This is a genomic window from Microcoleus sp. K4-B3, from assembly GCF_036704615.1.
Lineage (GTDB): Bacteria > Cyanobacteriota > Cyanobacteriia > Cyanobacteriales > Microcoleaceae > Microcoleus.
Genome location: NZ_JAUBSF010000023.1, coordinates 61,114 through 77,201, shown reverse-complemented (window position 1 = coordinate 77,201; position 16,088 = coordinate 61,114). Strand labels below are relative to the sequence as shown.

The 16,088-nt window shown below is 47.2% G+C and carries 11 protein-coding genes; 1 reads left to right on the top strand and 10 read right to left on the bottom strand.

From position 1 onward, the window contains the following. Window positions 1–277 precede the first annotated feature (277 nt). Window positions 278–1,138, top strand: coding sequence for a glycosyltransferase family 4 protein (locus tag QUA78_RS13180; RefSeq protein ID WP_333306652.1), 861 nt, complete (start codon window positions 278–280; stop codon window positions 1,136–1,138). Between the two features lie 147 nt (window positions 1,139–1,285). Here the strand turns inward: QUA78_RS13180 and QUA78_RS13175 are convergent, their stop codons facing one another. The 10 genes from QUA78_RS13175 to QUA78_RS13130 form a co-directional block, all read right to left on the bottom strand. Next, complete coding sequence (locus QUA78_RS13175) at window positions 1,286–2,473, bottom strand: glycosyltransferase (protein WP_333306650.1); 1,188 nt, start codon at window positions 2,471–2,473, stop codon at window positions 1,286–1,288. 410 nt (window positions 2,474–2,883) lie between these two features. Further along, entirely contained in the window at window positions 2,884–3,108 is a 225-nt protein-coding gene (locus tag QUA78_RS13170; protein WP_333306648.1) for a hypothetical protein, read from the bottom strand. 241 nt (window positions 3,109–3,349) lie between these two features. Further along, complete coding sequence (locus QUA78_RS13165; protein WP_333398856.1) at window positions 3,350–4,063, bottom strand: low-complexity tail membrane protein; 714 nt, start codon at window positions 4,061–4,063, stop codon at window positions 3,350–3,352. 506 nt (window positions 4,064–4,569) lie between these two features. Further along, window positions 4,570–7,761 (bottom strand): translation initiation factor IF-2, encoded by a 3,192-nt coding sequence (infB, locus tag QUA78_RS13160; protein WP_333398855.1) that lies wholly within the window; start codon window positions 7,759–7,761, stop codon window positions 4,570–4,572. 381 nt (window positions 7,762–8,142) lie between these two features. Beyond that, window positions 8,143–8,469, bottom strand: coding sequence for a YlxR family protein (locus QUA78_RS13155; RefSeq protein ID WP_333302970.1), 327 nt, complete (start codon window positions 8,467–8,469; stop codon window positions 8,143–8,145). A 94-nt stretch (window positions 8,470–8,563) separates the two neighbouring features. Then, window positions 8,564–9,853, bottom strand: coding sequence for a transcription termination factor NusA (nusA, locus tag QUA78_RS13150; protein WP_333302972.1), 1,290 nt, complete (start codon window positions 9,851–9,853; stop codon window positions 8,564–8,566). 270 nt (window positions 9,854–10,123) lie between these two features. Continuing rightward, window positions 10,124–10,591: a ribosome maturation factor RimP gene (gene rimP / locus QUA78_RS13145; protein ID WP_333161177.1), complete on the bottom strand. Its 468-nt coding sequence runs from the start codon at window positions 10,589–10,591 to the stop codon at window positions 10,124–10,126. 256 nt (window positions 10,592–10,847) lie between these two features. Continuing rightward, a complete protein-coding gene (locus QUA78_RS13140) occupies window positions 10,848–11,165 on the bottom strand; it encodes a hypothetical protein (protein ID WP_333302974.1) in 318 nt (105 codons plus the stop codon). A 326-nt stretch (window positions 11,166–11,491) separates the two neighbouring features. Beyond that, on the bottom strand, window positions 11,492–12,883 hold the full coding sequence (locus tag QUA78_RS13135) for a response regulator (RefSeq protein WP_333302976.1): 1,392 nt from the start codon (window positions 12,881–12,883) through the stop codon (window positions 11,492–11,494). Next, a complete protein-coding gene (locus QUA78_RS13130) occupies window positions 12,880–15,705 on the bottom strand; it encodes an ATP-binding protein (protein WP_333302978.1) in 2,826 nt (941 codons plus the stop codon). Before QUA78_RS13130 ends, QUA78_RS13135 begins: the two co-directional genes overlap by 4 nt. Between the last annotated feature and the right edge of the window lie 383 nt (window positions 15,706–16,088).

Genomic DNA, 16,088 nt, shown 5'->3' with positions numbered 1-16,088 from the left:
AGATGAATCCCATGTTAAAACTGAGTGCTTTATCCCCAATACATTGCAATGACCGAGCCATCAGCCACGTATTTTTTCAGTGTGCAAAGAATGGCAACACCCTGAGCTGAAGGCTCGCATGGTTGTCCCGAGTTGCGATCGCTCGTGCCGCGGCTCCAATATAGTTGAAGCAATTCCGTCATTTCTGAAAAAACTGTATTAACGCAGCCCCAGTCTTCCCAAAATTAAGACAGAGAAGCGTTTTCTCAAAGATCTCAAAGATTTTGATGCTGCCTACTTGTGGCCCGGTCTCTCCTTAGATACTGTAAAGAGCGTCAACAAGCAGAGCAAGCCGATTTTCTGGGAGCGAGTTAATACTTGTCAAAGGCAAGCTAAGAGTATCCTTGACGATGCTTACTCTCGCTTGGAATTGCAGCCTCAACACGCAATTACCCCAGAAACAATTAAGAACGAAGAGCAAAAACTCAAGCTAGTTGACTTTCTGTTTTGTCCCAGTCCGGCAGTAGTAAAATCGTTTCAAGAAGCCGGAGTTCCTGAAGAAAAACTGCTGTTAACCACTGAAGGTTGGTCGCCCGAAAATTTCCCCAATTATAACTCCCACAAACCGCCGTCAGAGGAAATTAACATCCTGTTTCTCGGTTTTGCCTGCGTCCGCAAAGGGACTCACCTGCTCTTGCAGGCTTGGGAGCGAGCAGGGATTAAGGGAAAACTGACAATTTTTGGCAGACTCGAACCGGCGATCGCTCAAACTTGCAGCCATTTGCTGGAACGTCCTGATGTAGTTCACTTTGATTATGCCTTGGACTACAGTTCTGCCTATCGCCAAGCTGACTTTTTTGCCTTTCCCAGTCTGGAGGAAGGTAGCGCACTCGTTATCTATGAAGCAATGGGTCATGGTTTGCCGATTCTCACTTCACCGATGGGAGGAGGCGGTGTTGTGCGTGATGGCATTGACGGCATAATTCTCGATCCCTACGATACAGACGCCTGGGTCGAGGGACTGCGAAAACTATCTAATTCTCCTGATTTGCGGGCTAAGATGGGAGCCGCCGCCCGCCAGCGAGCTTTGGAGTTGACTTGGCCACAAGTTGCTGCTAGGCGCGGAAAGCAGATTCGGGAAAAAATGCAGGCAAAATAAATACTAAAAAGGAGAGGACTGACGAAGAGTCTTTATTGCCTAAAATCTTTAAGAAACGACTCTTCGTCCTCACTACTTGCCTGATGGTGGTTATATGACAGGACTACATATAAGTCCTACTCAAGTGCAATTAGAGCGACCTAATTATTAACTTTGCCTTGAGTTGTAGCCTCCAGAAGCCAGCCGTTTGTCAAATAACCACTGTTTGCTTTCAGGGGAATCATCCAGCCAGCGATCGATCAATTCTGCCCATTTGACAGGTAGGCGCAACTCATACCAGGTTGAGTGAGAAGCGACAGAAAGATTGTGGTAAAGCGCTGAATCCGAAATTACTTTTTCGATAGATTCGGCTAAAGCCAGAGAGTTCCCCGCCTCAAAAATCATGGAATTAACGCCGTTCTTCAAATAGATTTTAAACATCGGGTGATCCGAAGCTACTATCGGTGTTTGAGTGCGTAAAGCGTGCTGGATTGTCAGTGGAAAACCTTCGGGATATTCGTGCCTGCTAGCAACCAAAACGAGATCGCATTCTCTCATTAAAGGTTCTATAGTCTGAGCTGGTATTACTCCCAGAAATTCTACAGAATCTTTAATTTGCAACTGTTCGACTCGCTTGATCAAAAACTCTTCTTCGCCTGTACCTGCCAATTTTAAGTTAACTGATATATTCCGCTCTTTTAGCTTGGCTACGGCTTCTAAAATATCACCAACTCCCTTGCTTTGTATTAACAAGCCCGCGTAAAAGAGTTTCAAAGTGTTCAGGGTCGGTGGGAGTTCTTTCGGCGACAAAGAGCCGGGATTGGTCTCTATCAGGAAGTCCCAAGGAATTATTTTCTCTGGTTTCACTCCAATTTGTTTGAACAATAAAGATGAAGTAAGGCAGTAAGTCCCTACCCATTCTATTTGCTTGTTATTCAACAACTTGGCTAGGAAATAGTTGCGGATTTTATTTCGCCAACTTCTGGTCGCAATAGATTCTGCAAATACAGCGATGGTTCTAATTTTGTTTTTAATTGCCCACTTGAAAACATCTGTAAGAGTCGTCCGCATCACTAAATGAGTCGGCTTTTGGTCGGCAATTAACTGGATCAATTTTGGGTAATTAATTTTGTGATTAAATCCGCAAGCGATCGCGCGCACGCCGTTTTCTAGACGCTGATCGTTAAATTCTGGTGCCATGCAGCAAATAACCGTTACTGACTCCGCTCGTTTTGCCATCTCGGTGACGGCATCAACAGAATATTTTTGAGCGTAGTATGTTTCGCTTCCACCTTTGGCTAAACGCTGAAAGGCTTCTGCGTAATCGCCGGCATACTGAACTATGACTAAGCGCATTTTCCTCAACTCTGGTTGTACAGTATTTAATAGGACTTACGGTGCAAAAGATGTGTAAAAAGGTTGATTGGGACGGTTTGATGTACCGCCACGACCGCACGATTAATTTTATTTTGCTTCAGCCTTATTATAAAGAGTTTCGGCAACTGTCACGTCAATACATAGCGGCTGCAGTCGCTTTGTATGGGGGGTTTTCGGCTAATTTTTTCTTGATTTTTCTGAGAGTGTATTGCAAGTAGGATGCGGGAATTAATCCCAACTAAGTAACCAGAAATACTGTCTCCTGCAATTTGATGTCCGAATTTGCGATGGACACTCACTGTCGGCACTCACTTAGCATATTCGAGGGGATGCCAGCAGAATTGGGCTGTAAAATTCACAAACCGTGACAATATTTGGTCTTAGGGCACTCAGTAAGCCAAAGTTTCTAAAGTTTCCCGCAGATAGGAGCGAACTTGCTGATCGATGGTGGCATTTTGCTGCTGACTCTCAAAATTGAGTTCTAGCTGCCAGCGTTGAAATCCCGAACTTGCGCCGATCGCTTCTTTGAGACTGCCCCAGATTTCAGAATCTTCGCACAGCTCGATCGGCTCTGCGGCTTGAGGTTCTTCTGCGAGCGGTAGATAATTCGCCATATTGTTATACCTCTGTTTTAATCCCTTGTAAGGATTGAAAGCTGACCTTGACACTCTCTATTATAGATTCTTCTCTCCAAAGAGCCAACATAAAATATCCACAACCTGCGATTAAAAATTAAATATTAAGACTATTAATAATCTCTATCAGAAGAGGAGCCTTACCTATTATTTTCACAGCATACATCTGTACAAATTAAAGTAGCTTAAACTACAATTGTCCCCCTCTTAATTTTTTATTTCACTTTTTTTCGCTCGACTGTTCCGGTAGAGATGTAACGCCGTTGATGTCACCAGGTTTTGGGTTGACAATACTGCCGGCTGACGAATTCCCTATGCCGGATGCTGGCCCCATTGGCTCTGCGGGTGCAGCCACAGCGGCAGTTGTCTCGGCTGCGAAAGCCGGCAAAAGTCGCTCGACTTGCCAACCCGCGATCGTAAAATCCTGCCGAATTTTTTCTAAAACATGAGGTTTTGTCGCTGCAAATTCTGATTCCGGCGTCAGCAAAACCGCCATGACACTAGCAGACACCTGCAAAAACAAATTGCTAGCTAAAAAAGCAGCAACTGCCAACAACAATCCAGCCCACCGCCAGGAAAGAAGAAACGGAGCCACCCCAGCAGCAAGGGGAGCCCATCGGTAGAGCTGCCACAAAATTACTGCCAGCAAAACAGCGACAAAAAGAGCGATTCCTTTATTTAACTTAGTTTTAAACCGAGTCAGAATCCGCTGTTGCAAAGAAGTTAAATTCTGCGGTTTCACCGCCACAACTAAAATACTAAAAATGTAAAAAGGGCGAAACCACTGCATCCACAGCACAGGAACAATACCTGCTACAGCCACTAAAAACATTTCTAACCACACAGGGAGCAGGGGAGAAGCCACTGCGAGTCCCAGCAAGCACAGTCCCAGGAAAATCGGCAGTGTAGCCGCCCCAGAAAGGTGAATCCACAAAAAAGGATCTGACCAAAAAGAACGCACTTTAAATAATTATGAGTTATGAGTTATGAGTTTTGAATTTTGAGAGTCTGGGACGCACTCTTGACCCAAAAACCCGGTGCGAAGAGTACATTTCTAGCGGTCAAACCGAGCATTTTGGGAGGAAACTCGGTTGCTTTGCATAAGTCTTATTTTACTTTTAAATTTTGAATTTTCAGCAACAGCCAAGACGATTAGGACGTTGTTAACTGCTAACATCTTTGATTTTATTGCTTCTTCATTCTTTCCTAGATAACTAAAACCTTCTTCATTCTTCCTTCTCTCCTAGATAACTAAAACCTTCTTCATTCTTTCCTAGATAACTAAAACCTTCTTCCTTCTTCCTTCTGCTATAAGTTAAAAACAAAAGTTGCTAGTGATGAGTTTGGGAGTATTGAGTGAAGAGAAGAGTGGCGAGCGATCGGCTATTTAGTTGCCTTCTCTCAAACCTTCTCTTCCAACTCAACACTCACAACTCAAAACTATTGAGATAGAGTCCGGCGCTTAGTAACCATCCGGTAGGCTTCAATAAGATCGCCATCCGCCCAGTCGCTAAACCCGCTCAAGGAAATGCCGCATTCAAAGCCCGCATTGACTTCCTTGGCATCTTCCTTCATCCGTTTGAGGGAGTCGAGGACACCTTCGTAAACGACATTGTTGCCCCGGCGCACCCGCACCTTGCAGTTACGGATGACTTTGCCAGAGAGTACCATACATCCAGCCACAGCCCCGCGACCGATCGCGAAGACAGCGCGTACTTCGACTTGACCCAAAGGTTCTTCCACCAATTCGGGTTCCAGCAGGCCTTCCATTGCCCCTTGAATGTCATCCAAGAGGTTGTAGATGATGCTGTATTCCCGCACGTCTACGCCCGCTTGGTCAGCCGCGAGGCGAGCGTCGGTGGCGAGAGTAGTATTGAACCCGATAATTACAGCATTACTGGCTGCAGCGAGGTCAATATCCGTTTCTGTAATTTCCCCAGGAGCAGATAGCAGCAGTCGGAGTTGAACTTCTTTTTGAGGAAGTTGAGTCAGAGCGCCGACAATTGCTTCGAGGGAGCCTTGGACATCTGCCTTCAAGATTAAGTTTAGTTCCTTGAGAACGCCTTCCTTAGCTTGTTGAGAGAAGCCGCTGAGGCTGATCCGGCCGCCTTGCAGTAGGCGGGAATCTCGTTGGGAGGTAGCTCTTCCAGAGGCGATCGCCGCAGCTTCTTTTTCGTTTGCGAAGACATCAAACTCGTCTCCGGCGCGAGGAACTTCCCGCAGCCCCAGCACTTCCACCGCGAAGGATGGAGTTGCTTGCTCTACGCGATCGCCCCGGTCATCGATCATTGCGCGCACCTTGCCCAGAGCCGAGCCTGCGACCACAATATCGCCCACTCGCAGAGTGCCGTTCTGCACTAGCAGAGTTGCCACAGGCCCCCTTGCCTTGTCGAGGTGAGCTTCAATCACAGTACCCTTAGCCGGTCGGTGCGGGTTGGCGTTGAGGTCTTCCATTTCCGCCACTGTCAGAATCATTTCCAACAGCGTATCCAGGTTTTCGCCTCGGATCGCGCTGACTGGAACCATCGTGATATCCCCGCCCCAGTCATCTGCGACCAAGCCGTACTCAGTAAGCTCTTGCTTCACCCGTTCCGGCTGAGCACCCTCCTTGTCAACTTTATTGATAGCCACGACAATTGGCACTTTCGCCGCTTTCGCGTGGCTGATCGCTTCAATTGTCTGGGGTCGCACGCCGTCGTCCGCCGCCACCACCAAGATGGCGATGTCCGTAACCCGTGTTCCCCGAGCCCGCATCGCTGTAAAGGCTTCGTGACCGGGCGTATCCAAAAAGACCACCTGCTGGCTCTTACCTTCGTGTACCACATCCACGTGGTAAGCACCGATGTGCTGGGTAATGCCCCCAGCTTCTCCCTGAGCCACCTTGGTTTTGCGGATCGAGTCGAGCAAGGTAGTTTTACCGTGATCCACGTGACCCATAATCGTTACTACTGGCGGACGGCGTTCGAGGTATTCCAAATCCGCTGCGTCCAGCATCTCGATCACTTTGATAGCTGGGGCTACTTTTTCTGGGGTTTCCACCTCTACGCCCATTTCTTCGGCTACCATCCTCACCGCTGGAATGTCCAGGGTTTCGGTAATATTTACCGCAATTCCTTTAGAGAACAGCCGCTTAATAATTTCGGTTTCGGGAACAGCCAGAGTAACTGCTAGTTCCTGAACCGTCATCGGCCTGCTTAGATAGAGCTTTTCTGGACGTTCTACCTTAGCTTCCGCTGTTTTGCCCCGGTTGCCGCGTCCCCCGCTCGAACCTGAAGAAGAACTTTTATCGTGAGAAGGGCCTGGCCTCTTATTTTTTCCGCTGCTTCCGGGTGCGCCCGGAGTTGGTGTTGACTTGGGTGCAGCTTGTCCCTTCGCTTTAGCTGGGCGGGCTAGGGACAGGCTGACCGTGACTGGTGCTGGCATATCCAAGCCGTTTTCTAAGTCATCGTCATCCTCGTCTATGGGTTTGAGGCGAGAACGTTTTGCCTTAACAGCCTTGGCAGCTTTGGCAGCATCTGAGTTTTCGTCATCATCTTCTTCCCAAATGACCGATGTCTTTTTGGCAGGACGAGGGAGAGTTGGCCTGCTGAGGAGAGGAATCTCCAGCAACGGCGTATTATCTTCTTCATTGTCATCAGTGTCATCCCCTGCCGCTCCGGTGTCACCGCCCCGGCTGCGCAGCCCGGTAGCTGACGTTGCGGGGGCGAGGCTCCGGCGCGGCCCCCCCTGTTGGGGTCGATCTGCCAGTTGAGTTTTTACTGGGCCACCAGCGCCTTCCCGGCGCGGTCTTTGCGCGTCGCGAGATTCGGTAGCAGTTCCGGGTGCAGGTCTGCTGGGACGGCTCGGTTTAGCCGGCGCTTCCAGAGTTTCTGAATGTTCTGATTGCTCTTGCTCGGTTTTTGCAAGTTTGAGTACCGGCTTGTTTCCCAGATTTTGTGGGGTACGGCTAGCCGACTCGGACGCTGCTCTGACTGGCGGCGACGTGAGTTTGGCCGACGGCCCGGGGGGGGCTATCGGCGGTTGCTTGGTGCGTTCGGGAGCCTTTTCCAATGAAGGTTGAGGTGTCAGAGGTGCCTGAGCCTGCGCGGTTGTTTCCGCGATCGCACCTACTGTTTCCGAGACTGTTTCCGAGACTGTTTCTGAAACTGTTTCTGACGGAGCCGCCGAGACAGCGACATTTGGCTTCGACAGTACAGGTCGATTGATATTTGGTTTAGCTGGAGGCTGGAGTTGTTGAGCTGCGGGCGACTTGGGAGGAGTTGCCACGGTGGCCCCAGGCTGGGTTTTTTGCTCCTCGTTGCCCCCAGGCTGGGAGTTTGCACCAGCCTGCCGTACTTTTGGACTGCGTATTTCTAAAATTTGCTGCTTTTTTTGTTGGTCGTTAGGGTGAGGGCCAGATTCTCTAGATGGCGCTGCTGCTCTTTCGGGGGGAGCTGGCTTGCCGGGGGAAGAGTGGCTACTGGCTACGTATTTTTCCGCCGTTTTGCGAATGCGCTCTGCTTCGGATTCTGTAATTGTGCTGCTGTGGCTCTTGACTGAAATATTGAGCCGCTCGCAAACTGCCAAGATGTCTTTATTATCCAAATTTAGTTCCCGTGATAATTCGTAAATTCTTACTTTGCCGTTGTTCATCCACTCTGCCCTCTTTTGTGCCAACCAGTTTTTACATTGTGATTTTTTGTTCTAATGACGACATCATTCGCTGTGATTGATTCAGTGTCAGGAATCGGGGTTTTGGTACTCGCTCAGCAATTTTATCTAAAAGATGCAACTCGCTGAAGTCTGCGGTTGGAGAATTCTCAAGTCTGTTTTGGAGCTTGCAACTCTGAAGTCTGAGTTTTGGCAAAACCCACAAATCAAGCTTCAAAGTTTGCCTTTCCACCTTGAGGATACCTCTGCTAGTACCCTACCCTTATCTAATCTGACACAAATCTTTCCAGACTGGTGGGCAGATCGGATTGGGGTTTTAGAGCTGGCGCTACCGGTAATTACTGGTAGGGCTGCCAAGAGGGTTTATACAGTCGAGGCCGAACTATTGTCGGTTTTTCGCCCGGTTGATGCCGAGTCAGATGTACGGTCAGATTTACAGTCAGATGTGGCTAAACGCTGCCAAAGTGTTTGGTACAGTTCGTCAGACACAGGCGCTTTGAGCGATCGCCCAAGTCGATTTTTTTTCTGAGCTGCTTTGAGGCATTCGGCTTGCCGACAAAGGTAAGCGGAACGACCCATGCCACGATCTAATTGTACCTGATGAGAAGGATAGAGCCTGACTACTCGCCAAAAAGCTTCCTTAGGAGCTATTTTTCGACAACTTGCACAGCACCGGTAGTTCGGTTTCATTTCTTGTGAGAGGGGGAGTAGGGGGAGAGGGGGAGTAGGGGACAAGTCCTCCTTGTCTCCCGAAGAGAGAAAATAATAGTGAATGTCGCAGTTTTTAGACTGGGGCTTCGGTTTCCTCCGTGGCGGCTGCCTCCTCTTCCTCAAATTCTGCGGTTTCCTCGTCGCCGTCGTAGTCGCCTGCTTCGTCTGCGTCGTAGTCGCCTGCTAGTTCTTCTAGCCTGGTTGCTTCTGCTGCCAATTTGGTGTCTTCGGCGGCGCGATCGTACTTAGCAATATCTTTGATATCGATTTTCCAACCGGTTAGGCGGGCTGCGAGCCGGACATTCTGACCTTCTTTGCCAATGGCAAGACTCAGTTGGTCTTCAGCGACCAAAATGTGAGCTCTCCTGCCTTCTGGAGCAACTAAACGCACTTCATCTACTCTAGCGGGACTCAGAGCGTTGGCAATATAAGTTGCTGGGTCTGGAGACCAGCGGATCACGTCTATTTTTTCGCCGCGCAATTCGTTGACTACTACCTGAATCCGGGATCCCCGCGCTCCGATGCAGGCTCCTACGGGGTCTACGTCGCGATCGAGAGTATCAACTGCTATTTTAGTCCGGGGGCCGACGTGCCGGGAGGGCGGGTTTGCCTCCCTGGCTACGGCGACAATCCTCACCACCCCATCTTCTATTTCTGGTACTTCGTTAGCAAACAGGTAAACCACCAAACCTGCGTCGGCTCTAGAAACAAGTAACTGCGGCCCTCTAGTAGAGCCTTCGCCTACTTTTTTGAGATAAACCTTGAATGTAGCGTTGGCCCGGTAATTGTCGTTGGGCAACTGTTCGCGCTTAGGGAGTTCGGCATCTACTTCTGGCTGACCGAAGCTGCTGGTGACTGCTAAAATTACCGACTGCCTCTCAAACCTGAGCACTCTTGCTTGAAGAACGGTTTCTTCTAAATCTTTAAACTCTTCTTGAATCATTTTGCGCTGTTGGTCGCGCAGTTTTTGAGCGAGAACTTGTTTGGTCTGGATGGCGGCCATGCGACCAAATTCTTTTTGATTTGGTGTTACGTCTACGAGCACGATGCTGCCCGGTTGAGCTTCCGTGGCTACTTCTTGCACTTCGGAAAGTGATATTTCGTGATCGGGATTGATGACTTCTTCGACAATAGTTTTGTTCGCTAAAACGCGGAAACCTTCTTGTTCTGCGTCGAGTTCTACATCAAAGTTGTCGAAGTATTCTTCGCTGAAGTGATCTAGTTTTTGGGTGCGGCGGTAGCGTTCGTATCCTTTGAGCAGGGCTTCTCGCAAGGCTGCTTGGACGGCGTGTTTGGGTAAATTGCGTTCTTTGCTAATACCTTCTACCATTTCTTTTAGTCCGGGCAGGGGAACCATTGACATATAAAACACTCCTTTTTTGCTTTGGTAATAAGTAACTGGTAATCGGTAATTGGTACTTGGAAATTTTCGAGAAAAAGTGATAGCAAATGATTGATGAGTTACTGGAGAGGATTAGGGGAGCTGGGTGCTTTAACAATTTATCTGTTGTTCCTATTCAACCCGCTGCTACAGATGTGATTGTTAAAAATCAACTCGCAGCGAAGCGTTTTCAGCTTGCTGCGAGGCAATCTCAAAACTCAAAACTCAAAACTCAAAACTCAAAATTTCCCTTTACCTCTCCTTTCCTTCGTCTAGTTCAACTTTGACAATCTGAGGGCGGGGAATTTTAACCTGTCGCCCTTTTTGATTGAGATAAACCGCTGTTTCATCCCGGGACAGGAGTAGTCCTTTCCACTCTTTGATTCGCGAGTCCGGTTCGGTGGCTTTGACTGTCACGGGGAAACCTTTAAAGGTAATGAATTCTCGATCGCTGCTGAGCAATCGGGATATTCCGGGACTGGAAATCTCTAGCACGTAGGCATCGGGTATGATGTCGGCTGCCTCTAACTCGGCATCGAGGGCTGTGCTCATGCGCTCGCAGTCGCCTAAACCTGTGTCTTGTTGGAGGTTGCGGATGTCTACCCGCAAGACGGGAGGATTTTGGTTGGTGTGAAACACTGCTCCCACTACTTCCAATCCCAGTGTTTCCGCAACGGGGGTAGCTAAGTCAATGATTTGTGGGATTAGGGGATGAGTCATATCGAATACTTAAGTTAAAACTCCTGAACTCGGACACGGGCAAGGAAAAATTTGGTGTTGAGATTGCTTGGCTTTGAGGTGGTTTGATTAGGTGGCTGCGACTTTCGTCTTCAACTTTGGGACTTACCCAACATCCCTGCTGGGGATCTCAAGCGGGGGGATTAAGCCTACTGGATCGGTCCTCAGCTTGCAAGTCAGACGCCCTGAGCTCTTTTCCTGCGACTAATGCAACAAAAAAAGTGGGCTTGACCCACTCCTAGGTAAAACAATTTCTTCCAAGAAGTTTGAGGACTTCTTTCGATCGAAGGGAGGCCTCTGTTCTAAGTTTAGCTCGATCGCCCGCCCGGTGACAAACCGATCGCCCTCGGGGGAGTGTCCGAGGGGAGAGGGGGAGAGCTGACAGGGGGAATAAGGACGACTTCATCACCGTTTTGGAGTGGGGTGGGGCGAGGGCAAATTCCTGGTTGATACCGAAGCGGGTGCGATCGCCCATAAAACCGTTGGTGGCACTCAGGCGTTCTACGACTTGCGATACGGAGGTTTCTTTGGGAAATTCTAATTTTTGTTCGGACAAGCCGTATACTTCTTGATAGGCAGCGAATAGTTTGACCCCCCCAAAAACGGATACTTGTGAACGACAGGAGTGGCCAACCGCCGAAAATTTTCTACCCTAGTTCAAGCTGCCAGATTCATCTGTGGAGTAGATCTCAAATCGTTCGACTGAGCGCTCACGCCGAAGTCTCAAATCGTTCGACTGAGCCGAACGTCTGACGCCGAACTCTCAAATCTCAAATCGACTGACAGTGAGGGTAATTGGTAGGTTAGACATTGGCGAGCGTATTATTAACGGTATTTTGACAAAACAGCAAAACTCAAATTCACCATAAAAAATCCCCATTACTAATGCTTAATAGGAAGCTCAATTACAAACTCTACCCCCCATTCGGGCGAGGAAATGCAGGTCAGCTTACCACCATGTTTTCCTTCTACGATCTCACGGCTAATCGACAAACCTAAACCTGTCCCTTTACCCACTGATTTAGTAGTAAACATCGGCGTGAATAAATGCTGCATTACTTCCTGAGTTATGCCAACCCCATTATCAGCAATCCGAATCACCACTCTGTCATCCTGAAGCATTTCAGTGCAGATCCGAATCTGTGGACTGTCATTGCTCTGTTTCTTTTCCCCACACAGCGGACAACTGATCGTAGACTCTTCTAAAGCATCAATTCCATTCGCCAATATATTCATAAACACTTGATTAAGTTGCCCCGGATAACACTCGACTAGCGGCAATTCGCCATACTCTTTAATCACAGCAATTCCTGGGAAACTTCCTTTAGATTTCAGTCGATGCCCTAAAATTAATAAGGTACTATCTAGCCCATCGTGAATATTCACTGGCGTTAGTGTCGATGTATCCAACCGAGAGAAATTACGCAGTGACTTAGAAAGATTGTAAAGTCGCTCTGTTCCTACCGCCATTGAATCAATAATTTTGGGCAAATCTTCAACAATAAAATCTAACTCAATCTTCTGGGACTTATCTTCAAATTCTGAGGTCGAAGTAACGCTGTGCTGCCAAAGCCGAGTCATCTCGATCAAATCGGCAATATATTCCTTGGCAATAGGGATATTGTTGGAGATAAAACTAACTGGATTGTTAATTTCGTGAGCCACCCCAGCTACAAGTTGACCAAGGCAAGCCATCTTTTCACTTTGAACGATTTGCACTTGAGCTTTTTTAAGATTATCCAAAGCTTGAGAAAGTTCAGCCGTTCGTTCTTCCACTCGTTTTTCTAACTCCTGCGCGAGCTGATGTAACGCTGCTTCTGCTGCGAGCCTGTCTTCAATTTCTCGTTTGAGAAGCAGATTTTGCTGTGCGAGAGTTTTAGTCAAAAAACGCAGTTTTAAATGGAAATTGACGCGAGCTAATACCTCCTTTTGTTCAAAGGGCTTAGTAATGTAATCCACCGCCCCTAGATTAAAGCCTTTGACTTTATCTCCTATGTCAGAAAGAGCCGTCATAAAAATCACCGGAATTTCGTTTGTCAACGGACTTGCCTTCAGCCGATGACAAGTTTCAAACCCGTCAATTCCTGGCATCATCACATCTAACAGAATCAAATCAGGCTGACTATATTCAGCCTGTTCGATGGCAGTTTCGCCATCAATCGCTACCAATATTTCCCATCCTGAACCAGCTAAAGCTTCAGAAAGCACGTCCAGATTGCTAGGGTTGTCATCGACGATTAAGATGGTGCTTGTTTCCATATTTGCTGCCTTCATTCTTTTTCTATCCTGTGGGATGTAATAAACTCTTTGATTTTTTTGACCTGATAGCCTTGGGCTAACTGGCGCAGCTCAACAGCAAAGCACACAAATTTCTGATCCAACTTCTCTAGGTGCTCACTGCGCTTCACAATTCCTTTCAGGTTGCCTCTCATCGCCAGTTCAAATAGGAGTTCCATTTCTCCTGGTGGGGGAGCCATGCAAGAGGTCGATTCAGAAAGTGATGGAGGAGCCGAGGAAAGGGGAATTGTGCTGCTTTGTTCCTTCTTTCTCTCGTCATATATCCATTCAATTTTCAAATATTTTTGCAACATCTCAAATAGCTCTTCTGCCTGCACGGGCTTACCGAGAAAATCGTTGGCTCCACCCTCCAAACTTTTATGTTGATCTGTAGCAAATACACTGGCAGATGAAGCAATGATTGCCGCTTCTTTATAGTCTGGCAAATTTCGGATACGGCGCATCATCTCAAAGCCATCTAACACTGGCATCACCAAGTCAGTGATAATCAGATCGAACTTAAACTCTTCTACTTTTTCTAAACCCTCTTGACCGTTTTTAGCTTCGGTTACTTCAAATCCGAGGGGTTCCAGCAGATTGACAATGACTGAGAGATTTTCCCATTTGTCATCCACAACCAAAACTTTCTGCTTTCTACCTTGGTAGCCAACGAGTTTTCGTTGCTTGGCAATCGTGGTTGTATTTGCCCAGTCTGCCGCTTCCCGTAAATCCAAATCTAGCCAAAAAACACTGCCTGCTCCTGACTGACTTTTTACTTGAATCGTACTACCCATCATTTCAACAATTTTCTGGCTAATTGTTAAACCGAGCCCGGTTCCTTCCGCCTGACGCTTGCTGTCTCCTACCTGTTCAAAAGGCAAAAATATTTTTTTTAATTGTTCTAGTGTCATGCCAACACCAGTATCTTCAATTTGAAACCGAATTTTGTGAATTGGTGAGGCTGGCTTTTGCTGATTGCTTTTTACCTTTTCGCCTGTCCCATTTTCCAGATGTTCTATCTTAAAAGTCACCCCTCCAGCGTCGGTAAACTTAATTGCATTGCTCAGTAAGTTAATGAGTACCTGTCGCAACCGTTTTTCGTCAGCGTGGATGCCACGAGGCATTTCAGAACTGGGTAGATAAACAAAAGCAATGCCTTTTTGTTCGGCTCGGATGCGGCAAATTTCCGCTACTCCGTGCAAAAAGGAAGGAAAATGGAAATCTTTCGCGTACAGTTCCAATTTCTGGGCTTCAATTTTAGCGAGGTCTAAGATGTCATTGATGAGGGTTAGCAGGTGGGAGCCACACTGGTGAATGATAGTGATGCCTTGGAGTTCCTTCGGGGCCATCGTTTTCGATCGTTCTAGGATTTGAGCGTACCCTAAAATGCCATTGAGTGGCGTTCTCAATTCGTGACTCATATTCGCTAAAAATTCACTTTTAGCTTGGTTGGCAGTATCAGCGATTTGTTTGGCTTCCGTGAGTTCGGCGGTGCGTTCTTCTACTCGGATTTCTAGCTCTGAATTGGTCTTGGCTAGCGCCTCAAAGGATTCGCGCAACTGTTGTGCCATAAGGTTGAAAGACTGACCCAGAACTTCTAGTTCTTCTACGCCTTTTACCTGCACATTTTTCTCTAAGTCGCCACTGGCGATCGCCCTAGAAGCTGCGCTCAAATGGAGAATCGGGCTGGTAATCCAGCGTGCGGTTAAGATTCCCAAAACGGTAGCCAGCGCCAAGGCTCCCAAACACAACAAAATGGTAGTCTGGGTATTGGCGTTAATTTGATCCATGAAATCGCTTTCAGGAACTACGACCACGATCAGCCAGTCCAATCCTCGGCTATCCTGAAAGGGCATAACTTGGAGGAATTGCCGGTGACCGGCGATCGTAAAATCCAATTGCTGAGATCTGCTAATTTTAGTGAGGTCGCCAAAGCGTTCTTTTAAATGCGCTGTTGTCAGCCGAATTAAATCATCTGTGCTATCTAAAGCATTCAGGCGATCGAGCTTGTCATTGTTAGTGATAAATGCTTCTTTGAGAGTTGAACTGCCTACTAGGAGTCCAGAACGTTCCATAATGAATGTCTGTCCCGAACGACCGATGTTTAAGCTGTGCAGGAAGTCACTGAGGAAAGAGATCAGAAAATTAGCAACGAATACCCCGCGCAGCTCGCCACTTTCGTCATAAACTGGATGTCCAGCAGGAAGCGAGAGCGTTTTCTGACCTGTAAGCGAAAAAATTTCGCTCCATGTGGGCTTGCCTAAGCGTACACTGTCTTTATACCATGAACGGCTGAGTATATTGTAGTTGCGGGAGACTTTTAAGAGCTTCGTTTGATTGCCTTTGCTATCAGATTCATAAATATGAAGTTCATTCCGATGCTCTTTGTCTGCTATTTTAAAAACTACTTTGCCATTCTCTTGGCGTTCAATGGCAATGAATTCTCCAGTTTTAGTAGCAAAACCCATATTGGGCAGAGAAGGAAAGGCTTGAATTTGCTCCCACAAATAGCGCTCCGTACTCTCCAATTCGTCTGGATTTAAGTATCCTAGTCGAATGGCATTGGCATTCAGTTGATTGACGCGAGGGGCTGTATCTAGGTATGTGTTGAGCTGCTGCTGGATGCGGGCCGTAATTTCACTCCGCAACTGGCTAGCAACTTCGTTGACTGCTTTTTGCCCGTTGCGTAAGGATAGCCAGCCTGTCAGCCCGACGGCAGCAAAGATTTGCACGACGAATGGCAATACTAAAATTAGGCGAAGTGACAGCTTTTTTTGAGAACGGTTTGACAGAAAAGTGGTTGGAGAGATGTGTGACATTGATTGGTGTTACTCCTGGGGTAACGAGTTGGCTGAAAAATCTCAGTGGATTTAGTGAAATGAGGCTGAGGAAATATATATTGAAAAGCAATCTATAATAGTTATTGAAAATTTTTAGACAGTAACTTGCTTTAACAAGCATGGCTACTTAGGTGTTTACTATGAGAGCGTTATAATTATAGCTGACTAAAGATGCTGACGCGCCTGATTTTTTTTACTAGCATTTGTAAAACTTTTTACCCTTAAAAAAAGCAGTTAGCAATCCTATCTAATAGATTACTTGGTTTACAGCTATTTATAGTAGTTTTTAACTTTACTTTACAGATTGGGTCTCAAAAGTATTATTTCATCAAACTTACATATATATTGATATAATATACGTC

Excerpts from the sequence above, each read along its gene's own strand:
- QUA78_RS13175 (WP_333306650.1), bottom strand. The coding sequence starts at position 2,473 with ATGCGCTTAGTCATAGTTCAGTATGCCGGCGATTACGCAGAAGCCTTT.
- QUA78_RS13170 (WP_333306648.1), bottom strand. The coding sequence starts at position 3,108 with ATGGCGAATTATCTACCGCTCGCAGAAGAACCTCAAGCCGCAGAGCCG.
- infB (WP_333398855.1), bottom strand. The coding sequence starts at position 7,761 with ATGAACAACGGCAAAGTAAGAATTTACGAATTATCACGGGAACTAAAT.
- QUA78_RS13155 (WP_333302970.1), bottom strand. The coding sequence starts at position 8,469 with ATGAAACCGAACTACCGGTGCTGTGCAAGTTGTCGAAAAATAGCTCCT.
- nusA (WP_333302972.1), bottom strand. The coding sequence starts at position 9,853 with ATGTCAATGGTTCCCCTGCCCGGACTAAAAGAAATGGTAGAAGGTATT.
- rimP (WP_333161177.1), bottom strand. The coding sequence starts at position 10,591 with ATGACTCATCCCCTAATCCCACAAATCATTGACTTAGCTACCCCCGTT.
- QUA78_RS13135 (WP_333302976.1), bottom strand. The coding sequence starts at position 12,883 with ATGAAGGCAGCAAATATGGAAACAAGCACCATCTTAATCGTCGATGAC.
- QUA78_RS13130 (WP_333302978.1), bottom strand. The coding sequence starts at position 15,705 with ATGTCACACATCTCTCCAACCACTTTTCTGTCAAACCGTTCTCAAAAA.